This is a genomic window from Lysinibacillus sp. FSL K6-0102 (genome assembly GCF_038003545.1).
Taxonomy (GTDB): domain Bacteria; phylum Bacillota; class Bacilli; order Bacillales_A; family Planococcaceae; genus Lysinibacillus; species Lysinibacillus capsici.
Genome location: NZ_JBBOPH010000001.1, coordinates 185,849 through 212,078 on the forward strand (window position 1 = coordinate 185,849; position 26,230 = coordinate 212,078).

The following is a 26,230-nucleotide window of genomic DNA, read 5'->3' on the forward strand; positions in this document are numbered from 1 at the left end:
AATCGCAGTGCCCTTCTTTTTCATGGCTCGAAATGGAATTTATATCCCGAACCCCTCACTGTTATAATCTTTGCTCTATGGCCAGCAACGGATTCTAGCTTTTTTCGTAAATTACTAATATGAACCTTCAATGCCTGTGTATGCCCGATACTTTCCTCTGCCCAAATAAGCTTATACAGCTCTGATGGGGGAAAAATTTGTCCTGGTCGTTGTGCTAGAAAGAAAAAAATTTGAAATTCCTTTGTAGATAGGGCTAATGCTGTGTTACCGATATATACTCTTCCAGAATGAACATGAAAGTGAAAATCCTCTATTATATGAGCTTCTTCCTCTATGTGGTGTACAGCAGCTTTAACATGAAATTGCTTTCTACGCATGGATATTCTCTTGATTGTCTTCATTAAACGCTCTTTCTCAATAGGCTTTAAAATATAGTCAACAGCCTGTACATTAAAAGCTTCTATTGCAAAACGTTCATATGCAGTGACAAATACAATGTCCATTAAAAAAGGAAGGTCTGCAATCTTACTAGCAAATTCAATACCATTCATTTCGGCCATATCTATATCTAAAAAAAGAATATCAGGTTTGAGTGTAGGGATGTTTGCAATAGCTTCTAGTGGATTTACGAATTTTCCGATAATAGTAACATCGCTATTATCATGTAACGTGGCTTCTAATAAATTGATTGCTAAAATTTCATCATCTACTATGATGGCTTTCAACATTTTTTCACCTCTTATCATCTAAATTTAGAATATTATGTAGCGCAACTGTACTAAATAAATTTTTCGTCATCAGTTTTATACTTGCCTGTAGCAATGGAAGCTGGATTCTGAAATTATTCGATTCTGTAAATTATGTAATTTATTAGTATATAAAACACATTTATCGTCCAATCTAACTGGATCATTACTTACAATAAAGCAATTCTTTTCTCCTTTAACTGATTTAAGTTTATTAGTATTCTCGCACTTTAGTAAATGAGATGCATTTCCCAAATCGTGATGTATTATGAGGGGATAATAAAATATGCCTTTCTACCCATAGTATAGCATGCCAATAGTTAACAAAAAATAGATTAAAGCGTGTATCATAATCTAATGATAAAAATTTTAAGCTAAGTGTATTTGTGCATTTTGTGTATTTAAAGTGCATATACTTACAATCACTCTGTTTTTTGCTTATAATGAGATAGTCAGAATTATTTCTGAAAAAAGTAGCCACAAAGTGAGCGATTGCGATTGAAAAAATTATTATATGGTATCTTCTTTGTTGTTTTTATAGTCATTTTTTTGTACGTAAACAATCACTGGCTAGTCGTAAGTAAACATGTGTTTGAATCAGATAGTGTGCCTGACAGCTTTGATGGGCTACGCATTGTACAAGTTTCGGATTTACATGACGCTGTCTTTGGAGACAAGCAACAAAAATTGATTGCTAAGGTAAAGGATACAAAGCCTGATTATATTTTTATCACAGGTGACGTGATCGATAGTAATCGCTATAATTTAAAACAAAGCCTACAAGCAGTGGAAGGACTAGTTAAAATAGCGGATGTTTATTATGTACTAGGAAACCATGAGGTAGCGACGAATAAGGTGAATGAAATTTATGAGGCGCTGTCATCGTTAGGGGTACATATTATGGCCAACGAATCGACCGTGTTAGAGCGCGACGGGGAGCGCTTGGCGATTGTTGGTATTGAGGATCCGTTAATGGGTAGAACAACAGAAGATATGCTGGACATTGCAACGGCCTATTTGCCAGACGATATGTTTAAGTTGTTACTAGCACATAGACCAGAATTATTTAATACGTATGTAAATTATCACATAAATTTAGTATTTTCGGGACATGCGCATGGTGGGCAAGTTCGTATTCCTGGGCTTGGAGGACTTGTGGCACCAGGACAGGGGCTGTTCCCAAAGTATACAGCTGGTGTCTACGAAGCAGGCGCGACGAAAATGGTAGTTAGTAGAGGGTTGGGTAATAGCACAGTACCATATCGTATTTTTAATCTACCAGAAATTATTGTGATGGATCTAAAGAAAAAATAAGCACTGCGTAAAATTTACGCAGTGCTTTCAATTTGTTTGCGTTCTATACGTTTAACGAGGTAAATACTTATTTCATATAAAATAATCATCGGTATTAATACGAGTAACTGACTTATAAAGTCTGGTGGCGTGATAACAGCGGAGCCTACGCCCATTGCGATATAAGACCAGCCTCGTATTTTTTTCATGGATTCAGCAGTCAGTACACCAATGGCTGATAAGAATAGGGCAACAATCGGTAACTCAAATAATAGACCAAGCGGTACAGTCGTCATGATTAAAAAGTGCATATATTCATTTGCTGATACCATGACATCGAAATTGGTAGCCCCAATGCTTACTAAGAATGTATAGCTAAGTGGGTTAACGACGAAATAGCCAAAAGCTACGCCTACTAAAAATAGAACTAACATGATTGGTGCATAGAGGCCTAAAAAGCGACTTTCCTCTTCTTTTAAGCCTGGTTTAATAAAGCTCCAAAGAAAGTGGACGAGGAAAGGCATTGCAAGACCAAAAGCTAAAGTTGTTGAAATCGTCATGTAAAATTTAACTACTTCTAGTGGTCCTAAAATAACGAGTGAGTGACCTCGCGTTATGAATGGAAACCAAATATTAATAGTAGAAAAGACAACAATGAAAAATAAAATAAAAACTGTTAACCCTTTGATAATTTGCTTACGTAAATCACTAAGATGCTCCAATAATGAGGTAACAGGTATCAGGGGTTCATCTGACACATGATCCTCTTCAATTGCTACCGTAGGTATTTCAACTAAAGCCTCCACTGGCTTTGGAGGCTCGGCTTGTGGTTTATCTAGAGGGCTTAAATATTTTCTTTTTCCGTCTTCATATGGATCCATAGGAAACCCTCCTACGAAGCATCAGATTTTTTTTCGACCTTTTTCACGGTATCATCTTCATCATCCATAAGTCCCTTAGTAGACTTTTTAAATTCTGCAAACGTTTTGCCAACCGCTCCACCGATTTCTGGTAATTTTTTTGGGCCAAATACAATTAATACAATCACTAAAATAATAATTAATCCAGGTACTCCAATTGCTCCTAGACCTCCCATAAGTCTTGCCTCCTTTAGAATGATTTATTTATACTAATGAACCACCTGATTGACTGTATTTGATGACTCCCTCAGCACAACGGTAGGCAAGTGCCCCTAATGTGCCTGTTGGATTATAACCACTATTGTGTGCAAAGTTGCCTGCACTTACTGCGAAAAGGTTATCAACATCCCAGTGCTGTAAGTAATTATTCACAACCCCTTGCTCTGGTGTTAAGCTCATCACCGTACCACCTGTATTATGCGTTGTTTGGTAAGGTACGATATTGTAATCGGTAATTTCCGCGTTAGGGACAATAGTTTTTGCACCCATTTCCTTCATAATGTCACCTGCACGTGCAGAGATATATTTATGAAGAGCTCGATCCTGATCAGTAAAATTGTATGTTAACTGAGTTAATGGCAGCCCGTAAGCATCCTTATAGGTAGGGTCCAGTGATATATAGTTTTCCTTATGTGGCATAGATGCTCCTTGCGCACCAATCCCAAATGAACGTGTATAGTAATAAATAGATTGCTTTTTAAATTCTGGTCCCCAAGTAGGCGTATCAGGCGGAGTTGGATTTGAGCCGATTGGTCGCGTACCTGTCTGTGTAAGTGCAATATTACCTCCGTGAATAAAATCTAAATCACTATGATCAAAATTATCCCCATTGTAATCGTCTATACACATGCCTAACGAACCTGCACCCATAAATGTATTGTATTGTTCCTCGAAGAACCCAGCAGCACCAGGCAAAATTTGATAGCAATAGTTTCTGCCAAGTGTTCCTTTGCCAGTAGTAGGGTCATATCTTTCACCAATGTCAGAGACCATTAATAGCTTGGCATTATTAAAGACATAACTAGTTAATACAACAGCATTAGCTGGCTGAATGAATTCTTCTCCCGAAACAGTATCGATATATCTTACACCTGTAGCCTTGTTACCCTGCTTTAAAATTTCAACAACATTGGAATTAAAGCGTAAATCAAAATTCCCTGTCTTCAGGGCTGTAGGGACAACAGTAATTTCTGCGGACGACTTTGCACCATATTCGCATCCAAAGCGTTCACAAAAACCACAATATTGGCAAGCGTTGATTGTTTCGCCATCTGGATTTTTATAAACCTCTGATACATTAGCTGATGGAACCATATAAGGTGTTAGCTTCAGGTTTGTTGCAGCTTTTTCGAATTGTGCAAGCATAGGCGTTTTTTTCATAGGCGGTGTTGGATAGGGATTCGAACGCTTTCCACTAAATTTATTTTTATCATCACCCGAAATACCAGCTGTTTTCTCGAACTTATCGAAATAGGGCTCAAGCTGATCATATGTTAATCCCCAATCCTGAATCAGATAATCTGGTCCAAGCTTATTTGGTCCATAACGTTTATCTGTTAATGTCTTGATTTGAAAATCATAGGGTAAAAATCGATAAGTCATTCCATTCCAATGTGTTCCTGATCCACCCAGACCCTCTCCAAGTAAGAAGGAGCCAAGCTGACGCATTGGTAATGCCTTCATATTGCGATCATTCCGAAAGCTTACGGTCTCTTTAGAAAGATTTTGCATTAAATCATATCGGATGGCGTAACGGTATTCGTCATGAACATTTAAATAATCCTCGGTCCCACGCTTTTGACCTCGCTCTAAACCGACTACCTTTAAGCCAGCTTTAGCACATTCAGCAGCGACAATACCGCCAGTCCAACCTACACCAACTGTTACAACGTCTACACTCGGTAATGTTTTAGCCATTTTGTATCCCCCCTTAGTGGTTGCCTAATGGATTAGGCTCAATTTTTTGGAACTTGGCATCTTCTATCTGTGTAATATAAGCCATCTGGTGACCAGGGAAGCCCTTCATACGCCAGCCATCCATATTACGATTTCCTCCATACATAGGGTCAGAATAAGCTCCCTCTAATGTAGCTGCTCGTAATAATGTAAAAAAGAACGCGGAAGTAACCCCAACCATTTCTATGTCACCTTTTTGGAAGGCAGTTAATATTTCATCCATTTGTTTGCCATCTAAATCGTTAAAGCTTTTCTTATAACGCTTTTGTGCTTCATCCTCCATTTTTTGAATACCCTGTCTAAAAATTTCCGCTCGCGTTAAACGGCTTTGATAGCCTTGAGTTGGGGCACCAACATCAAATGGACCTTGCATATATTCTTTAGAGTTACTTCCATAATTTCCTGCAAGTTGATGATCGATAAAATAGGGAACGTCTAAACCAATAGCTCCTGGTCCCAAATCGTCCTCTGGGAAGATACGTTCCGTGGCCTTTGATAAGATACTAAAATCTTTTTCATTTCTGAAGAACATCTTAGCTTTTGGTGAGCCTGTTGCCTCATTCGTTGTTTCATGACCACCATGCTCTAGGGTAGAAGTACCTTTACCATGGATGTTGTAACCAACTAATCCTCCAATTAAACCACCACCGACTAATGTACCAGCAGCAATACCTGTAGTTTTTAAAAAGTCTCGACGAGAAACATTATTTTTGTCTGAACTCATGGAAATCCTCCCCTCAAAATGTGTTAAACGGATCCTATCTTTAATAATCAGCAAAAAATGTGAATTATAATCAATTTTTGTTGGAAAATGTTTTAATTACCTCTATTAGCATGGTGTACTCTCCTTTTTAATGACAAGAGGGATCTATGAATTGAAAATTTTGTAGAAAATTGTTAGCACTATAAAGGTAGTGTAAATGGTATTATTATACATTTATTAATCATATTGGAAAACTTTTGTTGACTTCTACTTTTAGTGACTTTACTCTGAAGTTATGCAAAAATATACGGATTGTATAGCTAAAAATGGAAGAAGTGAGAAAAAGAGAAATGTGGTTAAAAGGTATTGGTGGTAAATTAATTGTTGCAATTATAGCTCTTATATTTGTAACATGTGGCACGCTTGGGCTATCTACTTGGATAAATAGTACAAAAGCTGTGAATGAGCAAGTGGAATCTAATTTGGTATCTAGAGCAGAGGATGTGTCCCAATACATAGAAGAACACTTCCAATTAACACTAGTGGAGGTGGAAGCCATTGCAGAGCAAGAGGCAGTTCGGAGCATGGACTTTGAAAAGCAGAAGCAGTATCTATCGAAACGTCTTGCCAGTAATGAAAATTACTTAGGTTTTGGCATTATCAATGCTAATGGAGTTGCCCATTATCTGGATGATACAACAGCTGATCTAGGGGATCGTGATTACGTAAAAGAAGGTTTTACTGGTAAGTCTGTCATGTCTGACATTACGATTAGTCGTGTAACAGGTGAACCAGTCATTTTAATCGTTTCTCCAATTGACACAGTGACAGGTGAAAAAGCTTTATTATTAGCACGTATTGACGGCTATTACCTATCTAAAATTGTAGAAGGCATTAAGGTTGGAGACAGTGGCTATGCATTTATGTTAGATGCTAACGGAACAATTATTGGACATAATAATCATTCGTATGTGAAGGAGCAATACAATCCTATTAAGGAAGCAGACGAAACAGGTATCAAGACAGGCAGAGCAATGGCTGCTAAAGAAATGATTGCTAATGATAACGGTTATTTTTCTTTTGAAACGGAAGATACAGGAACTAGTCTAATGGGCTATCATACCCTCGAAAATGGTTGGAAAATGGGGGTTATCGCATTAGAAGATGAGATGTTTTCAGGGCTTTCTAAGCTTAAGACGAACTTCATTGTCACTACGATCATAGTTTCAATACTTGGGCTATGCATCTCATTTGCCATTTCTCGCTCTGTTAGTAGACCACTTCGACATGTACTTCGCATTAGTGAGGGCTTATCGGAAGGAGACTTTACACAGGAAATTCCAGAAAAATATTTGAAACGTATTGATGAAATGGGAACGATGGCACGTGCATTAGATCGTATGACTGATAATATGCGGGAAATGATAGCCAAAGTGAGTCAAGAAGCAACGGCAGTGAATGAAGCTGCGTGTGATTTAATGGGAGATGTAAATGGAGTAACAAAGCGTTCAAAGCAAATTGCTGGTGCAATAAGTGAAGTAGATCGAGGGGCACAAAGCCAAACTGTGATGGCAGAGGAAAGTGCCTCAGCAATGGAACAAATGGCGATAGGGATACAAAATGTAGCTGAAGTTGCCTCCACAATTGCTTGTAATACAGATTTTATTTCCCAGAAAATTAGTGAAAGCAATCATGCAGTTCAACAATCCGTTTTACGTATGAATGAGATTCAGCAAGGCACAACAGATGAACTATCAATTATTCACAAGCTAGAAAAAGAGTCAGAAGAAATTAGCTTAATTTCAAAAATGATTACCGATATCTCCGATCAAACAAATTTATTGGCATTGAATGCCTCTATAGAAGCAGCACGGGCAGGAGATGCTGGTAAAGGCTTTGCCGTTGTAGCAGAAGAAGTTCGCAAGCTATCGGAGCAAACAGCAGAATCAGCTACTAAAATTAATGTGCTTATTGAAAGAGTTCAATCTTATACATTAGAAGTAGTAAAAGCAGCTGAATTTGGTGAAGATAATGTTGAGCGTGGTTTAGCTTCTATTGAGGCAGTGGGAGAACGCTTCGAGGAAATGGTTCAAGCAGTAGGAGAAATAGCAGGTCAAATCGAAGAAATGAATGCTTCAGCTGAACAAATGTCTGCCAATACGGAGGAAGTTTCCGCGTCTATGGAAGAAATGGCAGCTACTGCACATGCGGCAAGTGATTATGTGCATGAGGTAACAGATGCAACAGCGGAACAGTTGAAGACGGTAGCAGTAATGAACAATCAAACTGAAAAACTATCAGAAATGGCAAAACGTTTATATGAAGCCATTCAAAAATTTAAATATTAAAATTAGAGAGGAGCTGTCTATTAATGACAGCTCCTCTCAGAGTGTTGAAAAACAAAACCATCCATACAATTTTTGTGAAAGGTCAAAATGGATTACCGCTCCATGCAGAGGATCGTCTGTCTAGCTATCCCACGAAAGTCAGGAATCCATCCACTCCACCTCATAAAAATGTTACCTTTTTAGCGAAGGCTTAATTGAAGGTGTTCACTACTCATTTTATGGAGAGGTGTGGTCAATCATCATTTCTCCCATTGAAAATAAGAGTCTATCCTTTCTCAAATTATACATTTGCTATTTTGTTCACAATGACTGTATGAAAGATAAGGAAAAGCCACTTTTACAGAATGGTTGATTGGAGTGGAGCCAGTGTCACTCCTAGGGGATTTAGTGAACTGCACCCAAAATATTGGACTTAAAAAATCTAATATAGGGGGTGCAGTTAGTGATTTCTGATGAACAAAAGTTAGCCGCAGTTCTAGCTTACATTGAAGAAAAGGAAAGTACGTATCAGATTGCCAATAGATTACAGAGGGATCGACAGTACGTTCGATTATGGATTGAATTATATCGATACCATGGCATTGAAGGAATTATTCGTCCTCAAGGGTTCACGAATTACGAAGATTCTTTTAAAATAAAAGTAATTCAACACCTGATAGAGACGGGCGATTCGCTCCTTCAGACTGCTGCGAAGTTTAATATTCCTTCTCGTGAAACCATTCGGAGATGGAAAAAACAGTGGATGTCCAAGGCTGGAAAGGTGCTCTATCAAATAGAAAAGGAGCACCAATCAATGCCAAAAAAACAACCACCTTCGTCTGATTTAAATGAAAAAACAACGGAAGAGTTAAAAGCGGAAATTGAGTATTTACGGATGGAAAATGCCTATTTAAAAAAGTTGAAAGCCTTAGTTCAAGAAAAGGAAGCATTCAAACCGAAGAAAAAATGAGAGCTGTGTATGAGCTAAGGCTGGAATTTCCACTTCAAGCTCTATTAAAAGTGGCAAAAATCAAGAAAAGTACGTATTATTATCATCTTCAAAAATGGGTAAAACCAGATAAATATCAGGCGATCAAAGAACGAATCCAGACACTTTTTCATCACCATAAGGGGCGTTATGGCTATCGTCGTATTTGTCTTGCCCTCCGAAATGAAGGTTTTTTCATCAACCATAAAACGGTACAACGATTGATGCAAGAATTGGGCTTAAAAGGGACGGTACGCCCTAAAAAATACCGTTCGTATAAAGGGACAGTCGGCTATGTCGCAGAGAATGTCATCCAACGTGATTTTGAAGCCACTGCATCCAATCAGAAATGGGTAACCGATGTCACAGAGTTTAAAATAAACGGTCAAAAAATCTATGTATCGGCTGTATTAGATTTATTCAATCGAGAAATCGTTGGATATGAGGTATCAAAATCACCTAATTTTGAGTTAGTTCAACAGTCTTTTAAAAAGGCGTTTACGTATACAAAGTTATCGAAAAAGAGTGGCTTAATCATTCATTCTGATCAAGGATGGTTATATCAAATACCCCGTTTTAAAGCGTTATTGACAACGCATGAAATCAAGCAAAGTATGTCACGGAAAGGAAATTGTTTAGATAATGCCGTAATAGAAAGCTTTTTTGGTATTCTGAAATCAGAATTTCTGTACACAACTACGTTTAAAAACTATGTAGAATTTACAAAAGCATTAGCAGATTATATTTACTATTACAATCATGAGCGGATTAAAAGAAAACTCAACGGAAAAAGTCCCGTTGAGTATCGAAAAGCTTCGTAAAAAAGTTTATATTTTTGGGGTCAGATCATGAAGCGGCTCACCAGACGCCCCCTGGAAAGGACGCTGGCGTAACGGAAATCAATCACTTACCTTGTCAAAAAGTCTTTTTCTGCTAGTGACATTGTCTTTTTTCAATAACATAGGAGGAGCTGTCTATTAATAACAAACAGCTCCTCTATTATAATGTAATTAAGCGTCTTGCATCGCTGCTAGTAATTCTTCTTTCGAAACGGTGCAATCGCCACCGCCTTGTACCATTTGGTCACTTCCGCCACCCTTACCATTAATAAGCGGCAGTGCCTTTTGGGCAACATCCTTCATGCTTTTTGAAACATTATTACCTCTTGCTGCAACGAATTGTAGTTTGCCTTCATTTTCAGACACAAGTAGAGCTATTACATCTTTCTGTTCCGTAACAATCATACGGGCTATTTTTTGTAGCTCTTGCATTGTTCGCTGATTAAAAGCAGCCGTTACGACACCTTCGCTATTAACAAGTGCCTTTGCTTCATACGTGAGTAATTCCTCTTTCGCAGCAGCGAGTGCTTTTTCTGTAGTTTTTTGAGTAGATAAAACTTTTGTAAGTGCTGTGGCAGCATCAATCTCAGGGACACTTAATTGACGAGCAACGTCCGCTAATACTTTTTTCCGCATGCCAAGCTCAGTCAAAACGCGTTGACCACACACAAAAGAAACGCGCACATTGCCCTTCATTTTTTCGGTCCCTAATATTTTGATGGTACTAACTTGCCCTGTGGATGTAGGGTGAGTGCCACCACAACCGTTGTAATCAAAATTAGGGATAATCACAAGTCGAATGTCTCCCGTCACTGCAACTTCTTTACGAAGATTATAGTTGCCCAGCTCTTGCTCTGTAACCCAGATAGTTTGAATGGGGCGGTTCTCTAGAATAATGTCATTGGCTCTTGCTTCTGCCGCTGCAAGCTGTTGCTCAGAAATCGTTTCTATAGCAAGATCAATTGTTACTTGCTCACTGCCTAGATGAAAGCTTACAGTCTGCGCATTAAAAAGCTCTACAAAAGCAGCTGTTAAAATATGTTGCCCAGCATGCTGCTGCATATGATCGAATCGTCTTGGCCAATTTAACTTGCCATGTACCACACCATCTAAAGTCGATAGATCACCTTCAATATAGTGACGAATTTCATCATCCACTTTTTCAACATCTATGACCTCCAACGCATTCAATGTACCTGTATCGTGAGGTTGACCACCACCAGTTGGATAGAAAGCGGTGTTCGATAGTACAACATAATGACGGTCGGATTCGTCAGTTCCTTTACTAATAATAGTTGCATAAAACTCTTGTAACATAACGTCTTGATAATATAATAGCTCTTTCATGAAAAAGCCTCCTCGTATGTAGGGAAATTTAGTTCTAAATTAATTCCATTTCATTGTGGCATAATTACTTACAGGTGTATACGAGTTTTCTAGTTGACCCATGCTGAAATTGATTTAATATAGAAAAGAACAGCTAAAGAAAAAGGAGCAAATATAATGGAAATTACACAATTCTCAATGGAAGAGATTTTAGACCCAACAAATATTATTGAAGGTAAGCGTTATGAATTTATTCTGGATGTAGAAATTGATGAAGAGGATGAGCTTTACCACGAAGCTGGCATTGAAATTCGTGTCCTAATTGGTGAAAAAGACGAAGAACCATTTATATTAAATTACTTCATCATGGAAAAGGCTGAAGGTGAATATTTAGACTTTGCATTAGAGGATGATGAACTAGAAGAAATTTTGACATTCTGTAAAGAAGAAATAGCGAAAGCATAGTAAGTAACAGGTAGAGAGTATAGATTCTTTACCTGTTTTTTTATTGAATTAAGGATTATGTAAGCTTGATGAAATATACATGTAGTATTGAAGGACTAAACTTAGTTTTAGTGTTCAGAAAATAGGGCAATTTAAAGAGAGAGGTGTTTCTATGTCAACGTACACGCAATCCATTTTTATAGCATTTTTCATAACTATTATTTTATCCTTTGTACTATTTATACCATGGCTGATTTATACGTATCGTAAGTATGGATACTTATCGATGTCCAAAACCATTATCATGTTCTCATTTATTTTTTACTTTTTATCAGCGCTTTGTTTAGTATTACTACCATTTCCGTCTACAAGAGATACTTGCTCACTTCAATCCGCGGACACCGTTCATACTAATTTGCGACTTTTTCAATTTGTTGATGATGTTTTAAAGGATAGTGGCGTTGTTGTCACAAATCCATCTACATGGCTTGCTATCACAAAACAGCAGGCATTTTTTCAAGCCTTCTTTAATTTCTTACTACTAATGCCATTCGGCGTTTACTTGCGATATTTTCTTAAAGAAAGAAGGTACTGGAAACGTGCATTTTTAATTAGCTTTTTGCTAACATTGTTTTATGAGGTCACACAAAGAACAGGCATTTATGGCATCTTTAATTGCGCATACCGAATCTTTGATGTCGATGACTTATTACTAAACAGTGTAGGTGCGCTCCTAGGTTTCTTCTTAGCACCAATTGTTTGGGCATTATTCCCCTCTCATGAAGAGGTTGAGGCTAAAGCTGCTGAAATGGAAAAAAATGATATTGTTAAGCCGATTTCTATTTTACTAGCATTGGCCATTGATTTATTTATCGTCCAATCAGCTTGGATGATTATTGGTGTTCTGACAGGGTATAGCGGTACTTTTGAATTCTTAGTGAAAATGGCTCTGTACATGGTACTCTTTGGGGTGTTACCAAGTATGATGAATGGTGCAACACTCGGTATGAAGGTGATGCGTTTTACAATGGTCAACAAGAATGGCAAAAGTATTGTAAAGCAATCATGGCGTCGTTGTATTGCTATTATCGCTACCTTGTGTTTATCAGAAGCCATTACAACATTAGGTGACATCCAATTAGATATGGATTCACCATTTTATGTTCTACAAATTGTCATTTCTCTACTTGCCGCAATAGCAGGTTTTGCACTTACAATGATAATAGCTATTCATGTGGTACGGGTCATCGTAAGTGGTGGAAAACGACGTTTGTATATCGATCAATATGCAGATTTAATGGCAACAAGGAAAAAATAAGGGGGCTTGTAGAATGAAATACGTCATCATTGGTGGAGATGCTGCAGGTATGTCTGCAGCAATGGAAATCTATCGGAATGTTCCAGGAGCAGAAATAACTACTTTAGAACGTGGTTTTATTTATTCATATGGGCAATGTGGATTGCCTTATGTTGTAGATGGTCGTATTTCATCAACCAAACGTTTAATTGCAAGAGATGTCGAAACTTTTCGAGATAAGTATGGCATTGATGCAAGAGTTGGCTATGAGGTAGAGAATGTAAACATAGAGAAGAAGGTTATTACAGGTACACAAGCAAGTGGTGATAAATTTGAGATTACCTACGATAAACTTCTTATTGCAACGGGGGCTAGTCCAGTCATGCCTGTGAAAAGGGGGAATGAGCTAGATGGTATCCATACGGTAAAAACAATTCCTCAACTGGAAGATTTGATGGCAGATTTAACATCAGAGATTGAGCAGGTAACAATCATAGGTGGTGGCTATATTGGTTTAGAAATGGCTGAAACCATACATGCCTGTGGGAAAAAGGTAAGGCTTATTCAGCGCGGAAGTCATGTGGCCCGTATTTTAGATGAAGAACTTGCTCAGCATGTTCATGAGGAAGCGAAAAGGAACGATGTAGAGCTGTTATTAAATACGAGCGTTGAAGCTTTTGAAGGAAATAAACGAGTGGAACGTGTTATTACAGATAATGGCGTTCTAGAGACGGATTTAGTCATTGTCGCTTCAGGCATAAAACCAAATACACAGTTTTTAAAGAATACTGGGATTGCACTTGCAAAAAATGGAGCGATCATTGTAAATCGCCATTTAGAGACTTCCCTTGAAAATATTTATGCAGCTGGCGATTGTGCAACTCACTTTAATATTGTGAAAGAACGTTTAGATTATATACCTTTAGGAACGACTGCTAATAAGCAAGGTCGTTTAGCAGGTCTCAACATGTCAGGCAAATTTGCTCCGTTTAGAGGAATTGTGGGCACTTCTATTTTAAAATTTTTCAATTTAACTATTGCTACAACAGGTATTAATGAGCGCGATGCTAAAGAGCTTGGTTTTGACTATGAGGCATTTAAATTATCTGCACGCCATATAGCCGGCTATTATCCAGGTGCACAACGTATGTTTATAAAAGTGGTCGTTCGCAAGCGTGATCAATTGTTATTGGGTGCACAAATCGTGGGACCAGCGGGAGTTGATAAGCGTATCGATGTGTTTGCGACAGCATTATATAGTAAAATGACCTTACCTGATTTGCTAGATTTAGATTTGGCCTATGCACCACCATTCAACGGTGTTTGGGACCCTTTGCAGCAGGTGGCAAGAATGAATGGACGTTTATAATAGGAGGTAGAGAGATGAGCATTTATGATATTAATGTAACTTTAGAAGATGGTACTATCTATAGCCTTGAACGTTATAAAGGAAAGCCGATGCTAATTGTTAATACAGCTTCCAAATGTGGCTTTACACCACAATTTGAAGAATTAGAAGGTCTCTATGAAAAATATCAGGAGCAAGGTCTGGTTGTACTTGGTTTTCCATCAAATCAATTTAAACAAGAGCTAGCGTCAGCTGAAGAAGCGGCTTCCCAATGTCGACTAACATATGGAGTGACGTTCCCGATGCATGAGATCGTGAAGGTGAATGGTAAAGAAGCACATCCTATTTTCGATTATCTTACTTCCCATTCCAAAGGATTTTTAGGCAATAGTGTTAAATGGAACTTTACAAAATTCCTTGTAAACCGTAATGGAGAGGTTGTTGGACGATACGCCTCAGCAGATAAGCCAAGTAGCTTTGAGGAAGATATTCAAAAAGTATTAGCACAATAGATTAGAAAAGATTCATGCACAGTTTGTGTATGAATCTTTTTTTGTCTACAAATTTCAAAAAGCAGATGATTTAAGGTTGCTGTAAGCTTGCGACAAATTTGCTGTAAGTTTGAGGTCGTATACTAAAGTCAGAAAGAAGAGGTGAGCGTATATGACGCCATTATTAAAGGTACAAAACGTTGGGAAAAATTACGGCAAAGGCGCAAATACTTTTACAGCGCTATCGAATATATCATTTGAAGTAGAAAAGGGAGAGTTTGTTGGGGTAATGGGTCCTTCTGGGGCTGGAAAATCTACGCTTCTTAATGTATTAGCAACGATTGATACGCCAACAACTGGTGAAATTATTATTGAAGATACTAATTTGGCACGTATGAAGGATGCTGAATTAGCGGATTTTCGTCGAGGTAATTTAGGGTTTATTTTCCAGGATTATAACTTGCTCGATTCTTTAACAGTGCGAGAAAATATTGTTTTACCACTAGCGATTGCAAAAATGCCGACAAAGGCTATTAATGCAAGAGTTGATCGAATTGCTGCATTGTTTGGAATTAGTGATTTATTAAACAAATATCCTTATCAAATTTCAGGTGGGCAAAAGCAGCGTACAGCCTCGTCGCGAGCATTAGTGACAGAACCAAAACTAATTTTTGCCGATGAGCCTACAGGTGCGCTAGATTCAAAATCTGCAACCGATTTATTAGAAAGCTTAAGTGATTTAAACCAATCTCAAGCCGCAACGATTATGATGGTTACACATGATGCCTTTGCGGCTAGCTTCTGCCAGCGCATTCTATTTATTCAGGATGGACAGCTATCTAAGGAAATTCAACGTGGGACTCTAACGAGGAAGCAATTTTTCCAAGAGATCTTGCAGGTGCTATCTAGCATCGGGGGTGGAGTAAATGACGTTATTTAGTTTAGCGCGTAAAAATATTCAACGCAATTTATCGAATTACTTTTTATATATTGCCTCAATGGTATTTAGTATCGTTATTTACTTTACGTTTGTGACGCTCAAATATAATGATGATCTTTCAGCCTTAAAGCAATCGTCACAACAAATTAAAGGATTAATGAGTGCCTCGTCAGTCGTACTTCTGTTCTTCATTGTCATCTTTATGGCCTATTCCAACTCGTTTTTTATGAAGAAGCGGAAAAAGGAAGTAGCCCTTTACTCGTTACTAGGTGTACGTAAGCAAAAAATTGGCTTAATGCTCTTTTTTGAAAATTTAGTCATAGGGCTTGTCTCTCTTGTGTTTGGTATCCTTCTAGGTTTCTTTATGTCCCAAGGGCTATTAATGATACTAGTACGCTTAATGGGCTATGAAGTGGTTGGTAGCCTGACATTTTCAATGGAGGCGCTAATTAATACAACGGGCATTTTTACACTACTGTTTTTATTCACATCCTTACAAGGTTACCGTGTGATATATCAATTTAAACTAATTGATTTATTTCATGCGGACAAACAGGGAGAGCAAATTCCACGTGCATCATTAGTAGCTGCTTTACTTGGCACTGTACTTATTGCATTTGGTTATTATACAGCTGCCTCTGATATGTTTACGAGTGAAATATGGAGATTCTTTACGGTATTAGGTACGCCATTAATGGTTATAGGGGTAACAATTGCAGGGACATACCTTCTATTCCATAGTGTGAGTGTCTTTGTATTAACAGCATTAAAGAAAGCAACATCATGGTCCTGGAAGGGTTTAAATTTAATCGGTGTTTCTCAGCTATTGTATCGTATTCGAGCCAATGCCAAATCGTTGTCAATCATTGCAATTTTAAGTGCCACTACGATTACAGCAGGTGGCGGTGTCTTCGGTATGTATTATAATGCAGAAGCTTCTGTACGTCAGATGCTGCCAAACACATTTATGTGGAAAGGCGAGACAGTAGAATTTTCACAACAGGATGTCTTATATAATGAAGCACTGGCTGTGAAAAATTTACGTGTGGATAATGAATTCTCATTTTTCGAATATACATTACTTAAGGAATCGGACTATAATCGCTTAGCGAAATTACAAGGCAAGGATAAAGAGCTACACATTGCAGAGGGTTCTACGGTTTTACTGGATGCAGCCTACGATGAACGATTTTCACATAATTTTACAGGTGAGGACTTTAAGCTACAAAACGGAGACTCCTTCCATGTAGAAAAGATGTACACGGAAAGCGTGTTAAACTTTATAGCAGCTGGAACAGTTCTCGTTGTGAATGATCAAGAGTTTAAAGCTACTGATGCCGATGAGATTATGATGCAGGTTGTTGGATTGGACAATGATTTGAAACAACAGGACGTGTCGAAAGACATTTACCAGCAGTTGTCTTCTGAACAACAAGAATCATTTTCTAGTGTACCGCAAAGCTATGAGGATAGTTTAGCAACAGTTGGTGCCCTATTGTTTGTGGGAAGCTTCCTAGGATTGGTCTTCCTAGCGGCAACAGGCAGTATTATCTACTTCAAAATTTTAACGGAAGCCGAAGAAGATCAGGCAAAATATGCTATTTTAAATAAAATTGGTGTAAATAGTAAGCAAATCTTAAAGACAGTAGCAGGACAGGTCGCTGTTATCTTTAGTGCGCCACTTATTGTGGGTATTGCACATAGTGTGTTTGCATTACTAGCATTTTCACAGCTATTTAACATGAATATTACAAAACCAGTCATCTTGTGGATGATTGCTTATTCAGCTATTTACTTTATTTATTATATCTTTACCGTTCGTTCGTTTTATAAAATAGTGAGACAGGGGAATTAATATGAAAAAAGTATTTTTCGGAATAGGTGCATTGTTTATCTTATTCGTAGCAGGGTTAATTGTATTGATGACTGTAGATTTTAACCGATTAAATAAAGATACCTACTATGTTCATATCACGGCTGATGGTGAGGTAGAGGAGTATAAAGCAGATAGTGGTGAAATCTTTAAAATGTATTGGTACGAGCTACCTACTTACGATAAAAATGGGGAAGAGAAAACATTAAAGTTTTCTGCTCATAAAAATTTACGCCAGGATGCTTATTTAAAGCTTTACGTGAAAAAGGAAACAGAAGTTACTTCATTTGATGAAGTGAAATTCCATGAATTACCTGCTAAAGTACAGGATCAAATGAAATAGCACAAAGAGGGAGTCTCAAATTTTGAGACTCCTTCTTTTCCACACGAAAGTTCAGTGCAAAGTATTTAGCGTTTAAATTCAACTGGTTAAATTTAGTTTATTTAGTATCCCTTTTGTAGATCAATAATAACGCATGTACCTTTTCCTTTTTCCGAGGTGATGGTTACTGTTCCTCCATGAGCCTCAATGATATCTCTAGCAATAGCTGTACCTAAACCAGTCCCAGCAGTATTGTCCGTATTTGTGCCTCGGTAATAGCGTTCAAAAATATGTTCTAGATCCTCTGGGTCTATCCCCTTGCCATTATCAGAAATTGTAAGAGTATGCTCATCAACAGACACATGGACAGATACATCGGGAGCATTATGAAGCAATGCATTGTGTAAAAAGTTCATGATAGCTCTGCGCATAAAATGTTCATCGATTTGATGCAGACTTTTCTCGGTTGTCGCCTCAAACATAAGATTAGCTTGTTCATATTGTGGTGTATTTAATGTTTCAATCACTATCTCTCGAATAAAAGGCACCATGTTCACTTCATTTAGTGTAAGTGGAAGCTGTTGATGTCTTAAACGCATCGTTAAATTTAAGTCATCCAGTAGATTTTGCATATGCAATGATTGTTTTTCTATAATTTGTGCATACTCCATTTGCTCAGTATTTGTTATTTGTGCATCATTCAATAGTTCTGCATAACCTCGAATAGAGGCAAGTGGTGTTTTCATATCGTGTGAGACATTACTAATCCATTCTTCACGCATAATCTCTAGTCTCTTTCGCTCCTGTTCATGGGCTGCCAATTCTCGTGATACTTCATTTAAGTTTTCAAAAACCGGCTTGTAGACACCACCAGGAGACTTAATAGACGTATGATCATGATTCTTTAAATGATGAATGCGATCTATCATCGCATAAAGAGGTTTCGTTAATGTACGACCAAAAAGCCACCCTACTAATGTAGCTACTAACAAGTCCGCAATCACGATGAACAAGCCAAATTTCCCTATAAACTGTAAGAGTGATGTGCCAGAAACATGCGTAACAAACCTTGTAACACCGCTACCTTTAATACCGATTAAATAACTAATGGAATCCTTACTGCCAATATACACAGTAGTATCTGAATCGAATTCTTTATATTTATATACTTGAATTAAGTCGATAGGTGCATAGTGCAATGGTGCTTTATCTGGTGCAAAATGAGCATCAATCACTTGACCATTTTCATCAAGCAATTGTATCCACGCATTTCTTTGATGCAATTGTTCGATTCCTTCTGCACGTATGGAAGTTGCTCCATTTTTTATCTCGATATATTTTTGAAATTCCCGCACAAAGTTTTCCTCTTCTGTGGCAGAAACGCCTTCAGAGTCAGTTGCTAGCCGATAAGTAAGGAGTCCCATGAAGATAGCTGTATTGACGAAAATAACAATGATGACGATAGAAAGTACGGAAAGGAGAAAGCGAGCGGTTAATTTCCACTTCATTCTTGTGCCTCTTTTGGCATGACAAACTTATAGCCAAGTCCTTTTACAGTTGTGATATATAGAGGATTAGAGGCATCCTCCTCAATTTTTTCACGCAACCGGCGAATATGCACCATAACAGTATTATCAGAACCGAAGAAATCCTCTCCCCATACACGTTCAAATAATGTTTCTTTACTTAAGATTCGATTGGGATTGTGCATAAAGCACGCCATTAATCCAATTTCCTTAGCTGTTAACTCCAATAATACGCCATTTTTATGGACTTCAGTTTCATCGGCATTCAACTGAAATGGTCCAATTTGTAGTGCTTTTTCAACAATATTCGTTACGGTATCTTGTGTTTGATAGCCAGCTCTACGTAGTTGCGCCTTCACACGATAGGCTACTTCTTTCGGGCTAAAAGGTTTTGTAATATAATCGTCTCCGCCAATGGCTAGTCCTAAAATTTTATCAATTTCCTCATTTTTAGCAGACATAAAGAGCACAGGGACATGGGATACTTCACGGATACGTCTACATAAATCGTAGCCCTCACCATCGGGAAGCATGACATCTAGAAGTATAATATCGGGTGTTGTTTGTTGAAAGCTTGTCCATGCATCGTGAATGGTACCAGCTGTATAAATTTGTTTGTAGCCCTCTTTTTGTAAGCTTACTTTTAGTAGATTCGCTAAATCTGCCTCATCATCCACTACTAAAATGGTTGGTTCTTGCACTTGTTCACACGACCTTTCGATTTGGAAGAATCTTTACTGACAATTATTATAAATGAAATGTATAGAAAAGAGGAAATGTTGGGTTGTATAGCTTAACCAGTAAATGCTTTTATTCTACAAGAGAAGAAGAACATTTTTTATATAAATCAATACATGGTGAAACCTTTACAGATTCTAAAGCGTAAAAAGAGTATTACAAATTAGGAGGAATGACGATGTTTAAAAAAATAGCAGCAGATGCACTTGGACTTTCAGATATTGGTGTGGTTGTGCCAAGAGAGGACTATGATAAGACAGATGCAGATGATTTTATCTTACATGAAATTGATGAAAAAATTTACTTTTTAATTAAAACGAAGGCAGATGAGTATTGCTTTACAAATCGTGCGATTATTCATGTAGATGGCGAAAGTGCTATGAGCAAGAAACGATTACTGCGACGCTATGACTATTCAATGTATACTGTGACAGAAGTTTTTCTCGAAACAGCAGGAACAATCGACCTTGATGTCGAAATTAAGTTTACAATCGGCAATTCCCCACTATCCATCGACATTCATAAACGCTTTATTGATGACATTAAAGATTTATATAAAGCACTACATGCCATTAGCTATGAACAAAAGAACAATGCTTATAAGCTAGAAGTAGCGGAAAAAAGTTTAAACATAGCAGCATCATCACTTGGTCGAATTGGCAATGACAATATATCTCCTGCGTCGTCATTCAAAGAAATTACAAGCTTTGCGAATACTTGGATGATCGATCATAAAGATAAGTATAAAAAAGAAGACTTCTCACATATTTTTGATTTATATATGAACAATTGATAAAAATAGCTCTCTGCAAGTGTAGAGAGCATTTTTAACATATAACGATATACATAAAAATTATTCTAGGAGCGTGATTAGAAAATGACAAACGACATGCATGTGCTAGAAAAAGAAGAGGTAGAAAGTGATGATTTTATACAGCAACCTCAAGCTGCTGAAACATTGTTCGTAAATGAGTTTATTGATGGTATTTTAGATCCATCACAGAATATGTTAGGGCCGCTTAAGGATGGTGGAACGATTATTGCCAATACAACACCTGGATGTTGGGGACCCATGCTTACTCCTACTATTCGTGGAGGACATGAAGTAACGAAGCCCGTGTTTGTAGAAGGTGCAGAGGTGGGTGACGCCATTGTTATAAAAATTAAATCTATTCAGGTCACATCTCTTGCAACTTCGTCTGGCCATGATGAAGCAATTGTAGATCGATTCATTGGTGATCCGTTTGTTTCAGTAAAATGTCCAGGCTGTGGCAAGCTTCATCCAAGCACAGTTGTAAAAGGAATAGGCCCACATGCAATTCGATGTTCTACATGTGATACAGAAACGGCACCCTTTAAAATGACAAACGGCTATACGATGGCACTCGATCATAAAGGGCAAATGGGTGTAACTGTTGGACGAGAGGGTGCTAGACGAATTGCACTTGATGCTAGAAACTACATGAGAACACCTGAAAATTCTGTACAAAATCCTGTTGTTGCATTGGCTCCAAGCGACTTAGTAGGTGTATTGGCGAGAATGCGACCATTTTTAGGTCAGCTTGGGACAACCCCTTCTAAAGCGATGCCTGATTCACATAATGCAGGTGACTTTGGTTCATTTTTAATTGGAGCACCACATGAATATGCTTTTACTCAAGAAGAATTGGATTTACATCGTACCGATGGACATATGGATATCAGCCGAGTACGAGAAGGTGCGACTATTATTTGTCCAGTCAAGGTACCAGGCGGTGGTGTATATATTGGAGACATGCATGCTATGCAAGGGGACGGCGAGATTGCAGGACATACAACCGATGTAGCGGGTATTGTGCAGCTTCAAGTTAAGGTATTGAAGAAAGTAGCTTTGGAAGGCCCAATTTTACTACCAAATGTAGAAGACTTACCTTATACAGCCAAACCCTTTACAAAGGAAGAAAAACGTCGCGCACGTGAGCTTGCGGAGGAGTTTGGTGTTAAACAGGTAGAGGATGCATTCCCAGTGTCGGTGATTGGTTCTGGTAAAACGTTAAATGAGGCGACTGATAACGCGATTAGTCGAGCTGCGAAGCTATTTGAGATGAGCGAACCAGAGGTTTTAAATAGAGCAACTATCACAGGCTCCATTGAAATCGGACGCCATCCAGGGGTTGTCACAGCCACTTTCCAAGTACCTAAAACTGTATTGAAAAAGGTAAGAATATATAAAACTATTAAAAAACAATATGACTAATAATGATTTCTTGAAAAAGCAAACTTTTAAAAGTTTGCTTTTTTGTATGAGCTACAAGTCAGATAAGTAAATGTTTGTCTGAAATTTGAAGTTTGGATTGAAATCTATTGTTGTGTTGATATAATAGTTAAAGTTTAAAAATGAATAACAGGACCATATATAAAACAGATGAGTATAGAAGAGAAAAGTTGGTGTCTAATGACAGAAATTATAGGTGTGGAAAACAAAATAGAGAAAAAGAATAGTATAAAACCTTTTATATTAAAAATGAGAGGAGGAGGTCATGCTCCATCTCGAACAAATTTTGCTGATGCCTTTACTGGAGCAATAGGAGGATTAATATGCATTTTTGTGTTGCTATGGTTAACTAACATTACCAATTCACCTTGGTTAATGGCATCATTAGGCGGTAGCTGCGTTCTTGTATTTGTCGTCTGGAATGCACCTTTGTCCCAGCCCCGAAATATAATTGGAGGTCATTTTATTTCGGCATTTATCGGTTTGGCCATGTATTCATTACTAGGCTCCAATATATTGTCTATTAGTCTTGGTGTCGGATTAACTATATTTTTTATGGCCTTTTTAGGTGTCATACATCCTCCAGCAGGCGCCAATCCTATAATTATTATTTTAGGAGGTTATGGTTGGAGTTATTTACTAACCCCTGTATTAATTGGAGCAGTCATAATTGTATTTTTCGGTTTGTTGATCAATAATTTACGAGAAAAAAGAAAATATCCGTTGTTTTGGTAAAGATGATATCCATCTATAAAGTGTGTTCACTTATATAGGTGGTTTTTTATATTGTTAACGTTTTTGCTATGCATACCCATATTTTTTTAGCATATGTTAGTTAAGATTTGTTATATTGAAGAAAGAGTGTAAAAATCATGTATTTGAATGATAGGGGAAGATCTTTGTTGGTAGAAATTGATGGGAGGATCCATTTTTATGCTGTTGGACTGTGATGAGCAATTATTCATGGCTTATAAACAAAAAAGTAAAAAGGGTGCTGAAAATATACTAGCAACTTGGCTGGAAGCAGAGTCAAATCTGCAAGAAGATCCAAAAATACTTGGTACTTCGCTTTCACCCAATCTATTTTTAGTAAACGAAGAAACGGCTAAGAATATTGCCTTTTCCACAGCACGTAAATATTGGGGTCATGTATCAACAGAAATGCAAATATATTTTGACAAATATGGTTTAGATTCAAAATTTGTGAATGAGCGTCTCAGTGCTTTTTTCTATACTCAAAAAGGTAAAGATACTTTTTTTGAGCAGCTTTTTGCACAACATACAATAGACTTAGAACGATTAATTTGGTTAGTCTTTGGGAAACGAATGCAAATAGCTATGCCAGTTAATGAGCTACAATCAATTATTTTATATAAATTTCAAGATGAATATTTAGTGCATATGATGTATAAAGAGCATGCATCTTTTTGGCATTGGCTTTTCACAAAAAAAGTTTATTCACTGCTTATCCACAAACCTTTAGAGCAATTCACATTTCTTTATGAAATAATGGGACATTTCGAGCATTCTGTGAGAGAAAATTGTGAACATGTGGATAACTTTGTGAATAACTATAAAGCGATACTGGATAAGTGTATAACTCATGTGGATAAGCATAATGCTAGCTGTTTGGCAAAGAAACAGTTACGTCTTTATCAAATTGTTACTCATTATTGCTTATCAGAAGGTGATTTTAATAGTGTCAAATCGTTTATTACCTCATTTGAAGCGGAATGGCGCTACTCAATGTATGCACTATCAGAGAAGGAAAAAGTGTTGATTGCCTATATTTTATTTCATATAGCAAATAGAGAACAGCAGAGTGAAAAGGTTATACATTATGGTGAATATTTATTAGAGGATGAACGAATAAATAATTATGCCATTGAAATATTACTAGAGTATAAAGAGCTATTACCAAATCGTAAACCAACACCACCTGCCATTATTAAAAATTATCAGTTAAATTATTTAGAAAATTTATATGCCATTCTACTAGAGCATTATGTAAAAATGGCACGTTATGAGGATGGCTTACTTTTATTAAAAGAGCATGTTTTAGCATCGAATAAAAAAATTAATTCTTCATTAGTACAAAAAAACTTTAGTAGTGAACAGCTTATTGCAATTGAAGCATATGTTCAACAGGATATAGCACTTCATGTGAATAACTCTCTACAACATATTGGTTTGTCTGTGGAAGAGTGGCGACGCAATTATCGTCAACCAAATGCACCATACTATGTTGTAGCACAAAGTGCCTCCCTGCATATGTTAAATATTTTAAGAGTTTTGTTTGTAACAGAGCAGTACGAGCTTTTTGAAAAGTTAATGGAGATTTACAAAAAATATCTACTAATAGATGATCATTTTGAAAACCTACGTATGTTTATTAGTGCGTATGTATAAAAAAGGTGTCTAATACATCACAGTATTAGACACCTTTTTTACTCTAAAACACCTTTTTCCTTCAAAGCCTTGATTTGTTCAGCATTAAAGCCCAGAGATAGTAAAACTTCCTCATTATGCTCGCCTAATTTAGCACCAACATGCTTGTATTCAGGCTGCGTACCATCAAATTTAAACGGAGAGGCAATTTGTTTTTGCATAGTGCCATCGCTTTTGGGTATAGTCACAATCATTTCTCGTGCCTTTAGCTGTGGATGTTCACATGCTTCAGGAAATGTTAGAACTGGCTCTACACAACCTTCAAAATCCTCGTTAAACACTTCAAGCCATTCTTCATATGTCTTGGACAAGAAGGCATCGTGAACAGCCTCTTTAAAACGAATTTGCGTATAGTAGGAGTCATTGAAGGTATTATCGATCAATTCGGGAATATCGAGTGCTTCACAGAGCAATTTGCGAAATTGAGGCTCTAAACTACCGACAGAGAAAAAGCGCCCATCCTTTGTTTTGTAAAAATCATAGTAACTGCCTCCATTTAAAATTTCTTGCTCTGGCTGTGGTACACGTCCACCTCCAATAAATGCTGCACCATACATAGCATTAAGTGAAAAGACAGCATCTGTCATACTAATATCGATGAACTGTCCTTCTCCTGTTTTTTCACGATGAAGGGCAGCAGCCAGCACACCTATTGCTGCATGCATTGTCCCTCCAGCTATGTCAGCTAGTTGAACGCCCATGGAAACAGGCTTTTTATCCTTATGGCGGGAATAGTCGAGTAAGCCAGCTAAGGATAGATAGTTATTATCATGTCCTGGTCGATTACTATAAGGCCCTGTTTGTCCGTAGCCAGTAATCGCACAATAAATAACCTTAGGATTTATTTCTTTAAGCGCTTCATAGTCGATGCCAAGTCGCTGCATTACACCAGGTCGAAATCCTTCGATAATAACGTCATACTCCTGTACAAGTGATTTAACAATGTCGATAGCTTCTGGTGATTTTAAATTTAGCGTTATAGATTTTTTTGATCGATTTAAATGTTGATGGATATATGCCTCGTGATCATCGTCATAGGGAGGCATAATTCGTGTTAAATCAACCCGCTTTGAAGATTCAACATGGATGACATCTGCTCCTAAATCAGCAAATATCATTGTCGCCATTGGTCCTGGTAGTAATGCAGAAAAATCGAGAATTTTTAACCCCTTTAAAATGCCCAAATCTTCCAACCCCTTTTTGTGTAGGCTACACAACCATCTGTATGATGATGGCGAGTAGCGCTTTTCTCATAATCCCCATTGTGTGAAAAGCGTATTCTATATACTGTATTATTACAGTTTATTATATTTTAATGAGTATTATAACAGATTAAATCTTAACTTGCCTATGCTAATTTTTATTATAAAATAAACGCTTCAACTTTTATATGTCAGAATAACAATAAAAGTAAAAAAATTTAGAATTTAGATTTTCTATCAAATTTCAGA

25 protein-coding genes are annotated in these 26,230 nt (G+C 37.4%); 16 read left to right on the forward strand and 9 right to left on the reverse strand.

Features of this window, described 5'->3' with window-relative positions; translation table 11 throughout:
* Nucleotides 1-20 precede the first annotated feature (20 nt).
* Entirely contained in the window at nucleotides 21-728 is a 708-nt protein-coding gene (locus tag NYE73_RS00930) for a response regulator transcription factor (protein WP_048390790.1), read from the reverse strand.
* A 516-nt stretch (nucleotides 729-1,244) separates the two neighbouring features.
* On the opposite strand from NYE73_RS00930, the gene NYE73_RS00935 reads away from it, so the two are divergent.
* Nucleotides 1,245-2,060 carry a metallophosphoesterase gene (locus NYE73_RS00935; RefSeq protein WP_054548899.1) on the forward strand — a complete coding sequence of 272 codons (816 nt, stop codon included), beginning with the start codon at nucleotides 1,245-1,247 and terminating at the stop codon, nucleotides 2,058-2,060.
* Nucleotides 2,061-2,074: 14 nt separating this feature from the next.
* Here NYE73_RS00935 and tatC read toward each other — a convergent pair whose 3' ends face one another.
* The 4 genes from tatC to NYE73_RS00955 are packed head-to-tail and all read right to left on the reverse strand — an operon-like array spanning nucleotide 2,075 to nucleotide 5,639.
* Nucleotides 2,075-2,920: a twin-arginine translocase subunit TatC gene (gene tatC / locus NYE73_RS00940; RefSeq protein WP_048390786.1), complete on the reverse strand. Its 846-nt coding sequence runs from the start codon at nucleotides 2,918-2,920 to the stop codon at nucleotides 2,075-2,077.
* An 11-nt stretch (nucleotides 2,921-2,931) separates the two neighbouring features.
* Entirely contained in the window at nucleotides 2,932-3,135 is a 204-nt protein-coding gene (gene tatA, locus NYE73_RS00945; RefSeq protein WP_048390784.1) for a twin-arginine translocase TatA/TatE family subunit, read from the reverse strand.
* Nucleotides 3,136-3,163: 28 nt separating this feature from the next.
* Nucleotides 3,164-4,876 carry a GMC family oxidoreductase gene (locus tag NYE73_RS00950; protein ID WP_259951232.1) on the reverse strand — a complete coding sequence of 571 codons (1,713 nt, stop codon included), beginning with the start codon at nucleotides 4,874-4,876 and terminating at the stop codon, nucleotides 3,164-3,166.
* A 13-nt stretch (nucleotides 4,877-4,889) separates the two neighbouring features.
* Nucleotides 4,890-5,639, reverse strand: a complete 750-nt coding sequence (locus NYE73_RS00955; protein WP_054548901.1) for a gluconate 2-dehydrogenase subunit 3 family protein — start codon at nucleotides 5,637-5,639, stop codon at nucleotides 4,890-4,892.
* A gap of 305 nt (nucleotides 5,640-5,944) precedes the next feature.
* Here NYE73_RS00955 and NYE73_RS00960 point away from each other — a divergent pair, with 305 nt between their 5' ends.
* The 4 genes from NYE73_RS00960 (at nucleotide 5,945) to NYE73_RS00975 (ending at nucleotide 9,754) form a co-directional block, all read left to right on the forward strand.
* Entirely contained in the window at nucleotides 5,945-7,966 is a 2,022-nt protein-coding gene (locus tag NYE73_RS00960) for a methyl-accepting chemotaxis protein (RefSeq protein WP_259955600.1), read from the forward strand.
* 41 nt (nucleotides 7,967-8,007) lie between these two features.
* Entirely contained in the window at nucleotides 8,008-8,160 is a 153-nt protein-coding gene (locus NYE73_RS00965; protein ID WP_340814991.1) for a hypothetical protein, read from the forward strand.
* Between the two features lie 248 nt (nucleotides 8,161-8,408).
* Complete coding sequence (locus tag NYE73_RS00970; protein WP_066038258.1) at nucleotides 8,409-8,915, forward strand: helix-turn-helix domain-containing protein; 507 nt, start codon at nucleotides 8,409-8,411, stop codon at nucleotides 8,913-8,915.
* Nucleotides 8,912-9,754 carry an IS3 family transposase gene (locus NYE73_RS00975; protein WP_066038259.1) on the forward strand — a complete coding sequence of 281 codons (843 nt, stop codon included), beginning with the start codon at nucleotides 8,912-8,914 and terminating at the stop codon, nucleotides 9,752-9,754. Before NYE73_RS00970 ends, NYE73_RS00975 begins: the two co-directional genes overlap by 4 nt.
* 189 nt (nucleotides 9,755-9,943) lie before the next feature.
* Here NYE73_RS00975 and NYE73_RS00980 read toward each other — a convergent pair whose 3' ends face one another.
* Nucleotides 9,944-11,119, reverse strand: coding sequence for an alanyl-tRNA editing protein (locus NYE73_RS00980; protein ID WP_259951277.1), 1,176 nt, complete (start codon nucleotides 11,117-11,119; stop codon nucleotides 9,944-9,946).
* 156 nt (nucleotides 11,120-11,275) lie between these two features.
* Between NYE73_RS00980 and NYE73_RS00985 the strand changes: the two genes are divergently transcribed.
* The 7 genes from NYE73_RS00985 to NYE73_RS01015 all read left to right on the forward strand — a co-directional run bounded on the left by NYE73_RS00985 (nucleotide 11,276) and on the right by NYE73_RS01015 (nucleotide 17,834).
* Nucleotides 11,276-11,563 (forward strand): DUF6509 family protein, encoded by a 288-nt coding sequence (locus tag NYE73_RS00985; RefSeq protein WP_036075918.1) that lies wholly within the window; start codon nucleotides 11,276-11,278, stop codon nucleotides 11,561-11,563.
* 151 nt (nucleotides 11,564-11,714) lie between these two features.
* Nucleotides 11,715-12,860, forward strand: coding sequence for a VanZ family protein (locus NYE73_RS00990; protein WP_259951276.1), 1,146 nt, complete (start codon nucleotides 11,715-11,717; stop codon nucleotides 12,858-12,860).
* A gap of 13 nt (nucleotides 12,861-12,873) precedes the next feature.
* On the forward strand, nucleotides 12,874-14,208 hold the full coding sequence (locus NYE73_RS00995; RefSeq protein WP_048390775.1) for an FAD-dependent oxidoreductase: 1,335 nt from the start codon (nucleotides 12,874-12,876) through the stop codon (nucleotides 14,206-14,208).
* Between the two features lie 14 nt (nucleotides 14,209-14,222).
* On the forward strand, nucleotides 14,223-14,699 hold the full coding sequence (locus NYE73_RS01000; RefSeq protein WP_048390772.1) for a glutathione peroxidase: 477 nt from the start codon (nucleotides 14,223-14,225) through the stop codon (nucleotides 14,697-14,699).
* A 151-nt stretch (nucleotides 14,700-14,850) separates the two neighbouring features.
* On the forward strand, nucleotides 14,851-15,618 hold the full coding sequence (locus NYE73_RS01005; RefSeq protein ID WP_259951275.1) for an ABC transporter ATP-binding protein: 768 nt from the start codon (nucleotides 14,851-14,853) through the stop codon (nucleotides 15,616-15,618).
* Nucleotides 15,605-17,473 (forward strand): ABC transporter permease, encoded by a 1,869-nt coding sequence (locus NYE73_RS01010; protein WP_115673058.1) that lies wholly within the window; start codon nucleotides 15,605-15,607, stop codon nucleotides 17,471-17,473. The genes NYE73_RS01005 and NYE73_RS01010 overlap by 14 nt, the downstream gene beginning before the upstream one ends.
* A 1-nt stretch (nucleotide 17,474) precedes the next feature.
* Entirely contained in the window at nucleotides 17,475-17,834 is a 360-nt protein-coding gene (locus NYE73_RS01015) for a YxeA family protein (protein ID WP_004233888.1), read from the forward strand.
* A gap of 101 nt (nucleotides 17,835-17,935) precedes the next feature.
* Here NYE73_RS01015 and NYE73_RS01020 read toward each other — a convergent pair whose 3' ends face one another.
* Nucleotides 17,936-19,321, reverse strand: a complete 1,386-nt coding sequence (locus tag NYE73_RS01020; protein ID WP_259951274.1) for a sensor histidine kinase — start codon at nucleotides 19,319-19,321, stop codon at nucleotides 17,936-17,938.
* On the reverse strand, nucleotides 19,318-20,040 hold the full coding sequence (locus NYE73_RS01025; RefSeq protein ID WP_259951273.1) for a response regulator transcription factor: 723 nt from the start codon (nucleotides 20,038-20,040) through the stop codon (nucleotides 19,318-19,320). Before NYE73_RS01025 ends, NYE73_RS01020 begins: the two co-directional genes overlap by 4 nt.
* A gap of 215 nt (nucleotides 20,041-20,255) precedes the next feature.
* Here NYE73_RS01025 and NYE73_RS01030 point away from each other — a divergent pair, with 215 nt between their 5' ends.
* The 4 genes from NYE73_RS01030 (at nucleotide 20,256) to NYE73_RS01045 (ending at nucleotide 24,740) form a co-directional block, all read left to right on the forward strand.
* Nucleotides 20,256-20,870: a PH domain-containing protein gene (locus tag NYE73_RS01030; protein ID WP_259951272.1), complete on the forward strand. Its 615-nt coding sequence runs from the start codon at nucleotides 20,256-20,258 to the stop codon at nucleotides 20,868-20,870.
* An 84-nt stretch (nucleotides 20,871-20,954) separates the two neighbouring features.
* Nucleotides 20,955-22,313: an acetamidase/formamidase family protein gene (locus NYE73_RS01035; RefSeq protein ID WP_259951271.1), complete on the forward strand. Its 1,359-nt coding sequence runs from the start codon at nucleotides 20,955-20,957 to the stop codon at nucleotides 22,311-22,313.
* A gap of 198 nt (nucleotides 22,314-22,511) precedes the next feature.
* On the forward strand, nucleotides 22,512-23,066 hold the full coding sequence (locus tag NYE73_RS01040; RefSeq protein WP_048390759.1) for an HPP family protein: 555 nt from the start codon (nucleotides 22,512-22,514) through the stop codon (nucleotides 23,064-23,066).
* Nucleotides 23,067-23,246: 180 nt separating this feature from the next.
* On the forward strand, nucleotides 23,247-24,740 hold the full coding sequence (locus NYE73_RS01045; protein WP_259956485.1) for a hypothetical protein: 1,494 nt from the start codon (nucleotides 23,247-23,249) through the stop codon (nucleotides 24,738-24,740).
* Between the two features lie 38 nt (nucleotides 24,741-24,778).
* Here the strand turns inward: NYE73_RS01045 and NYE73_RS01050 are convergent, their stop codons facing one another.
* Complete coding sequence (locus NYE73_RS01050; protein ID WP_259951270.1) at nucleotides 24,779-25,963, reverse strand: CaiB/BaiF CoA transferase family protein; 1,185 nt, start codon at nucleotides 25,961-25,963, stop codon at nucleotides 24,779-24,781.
* Nucleotides 25,964-26,230 lie beyond the last annotated feature (267 nt).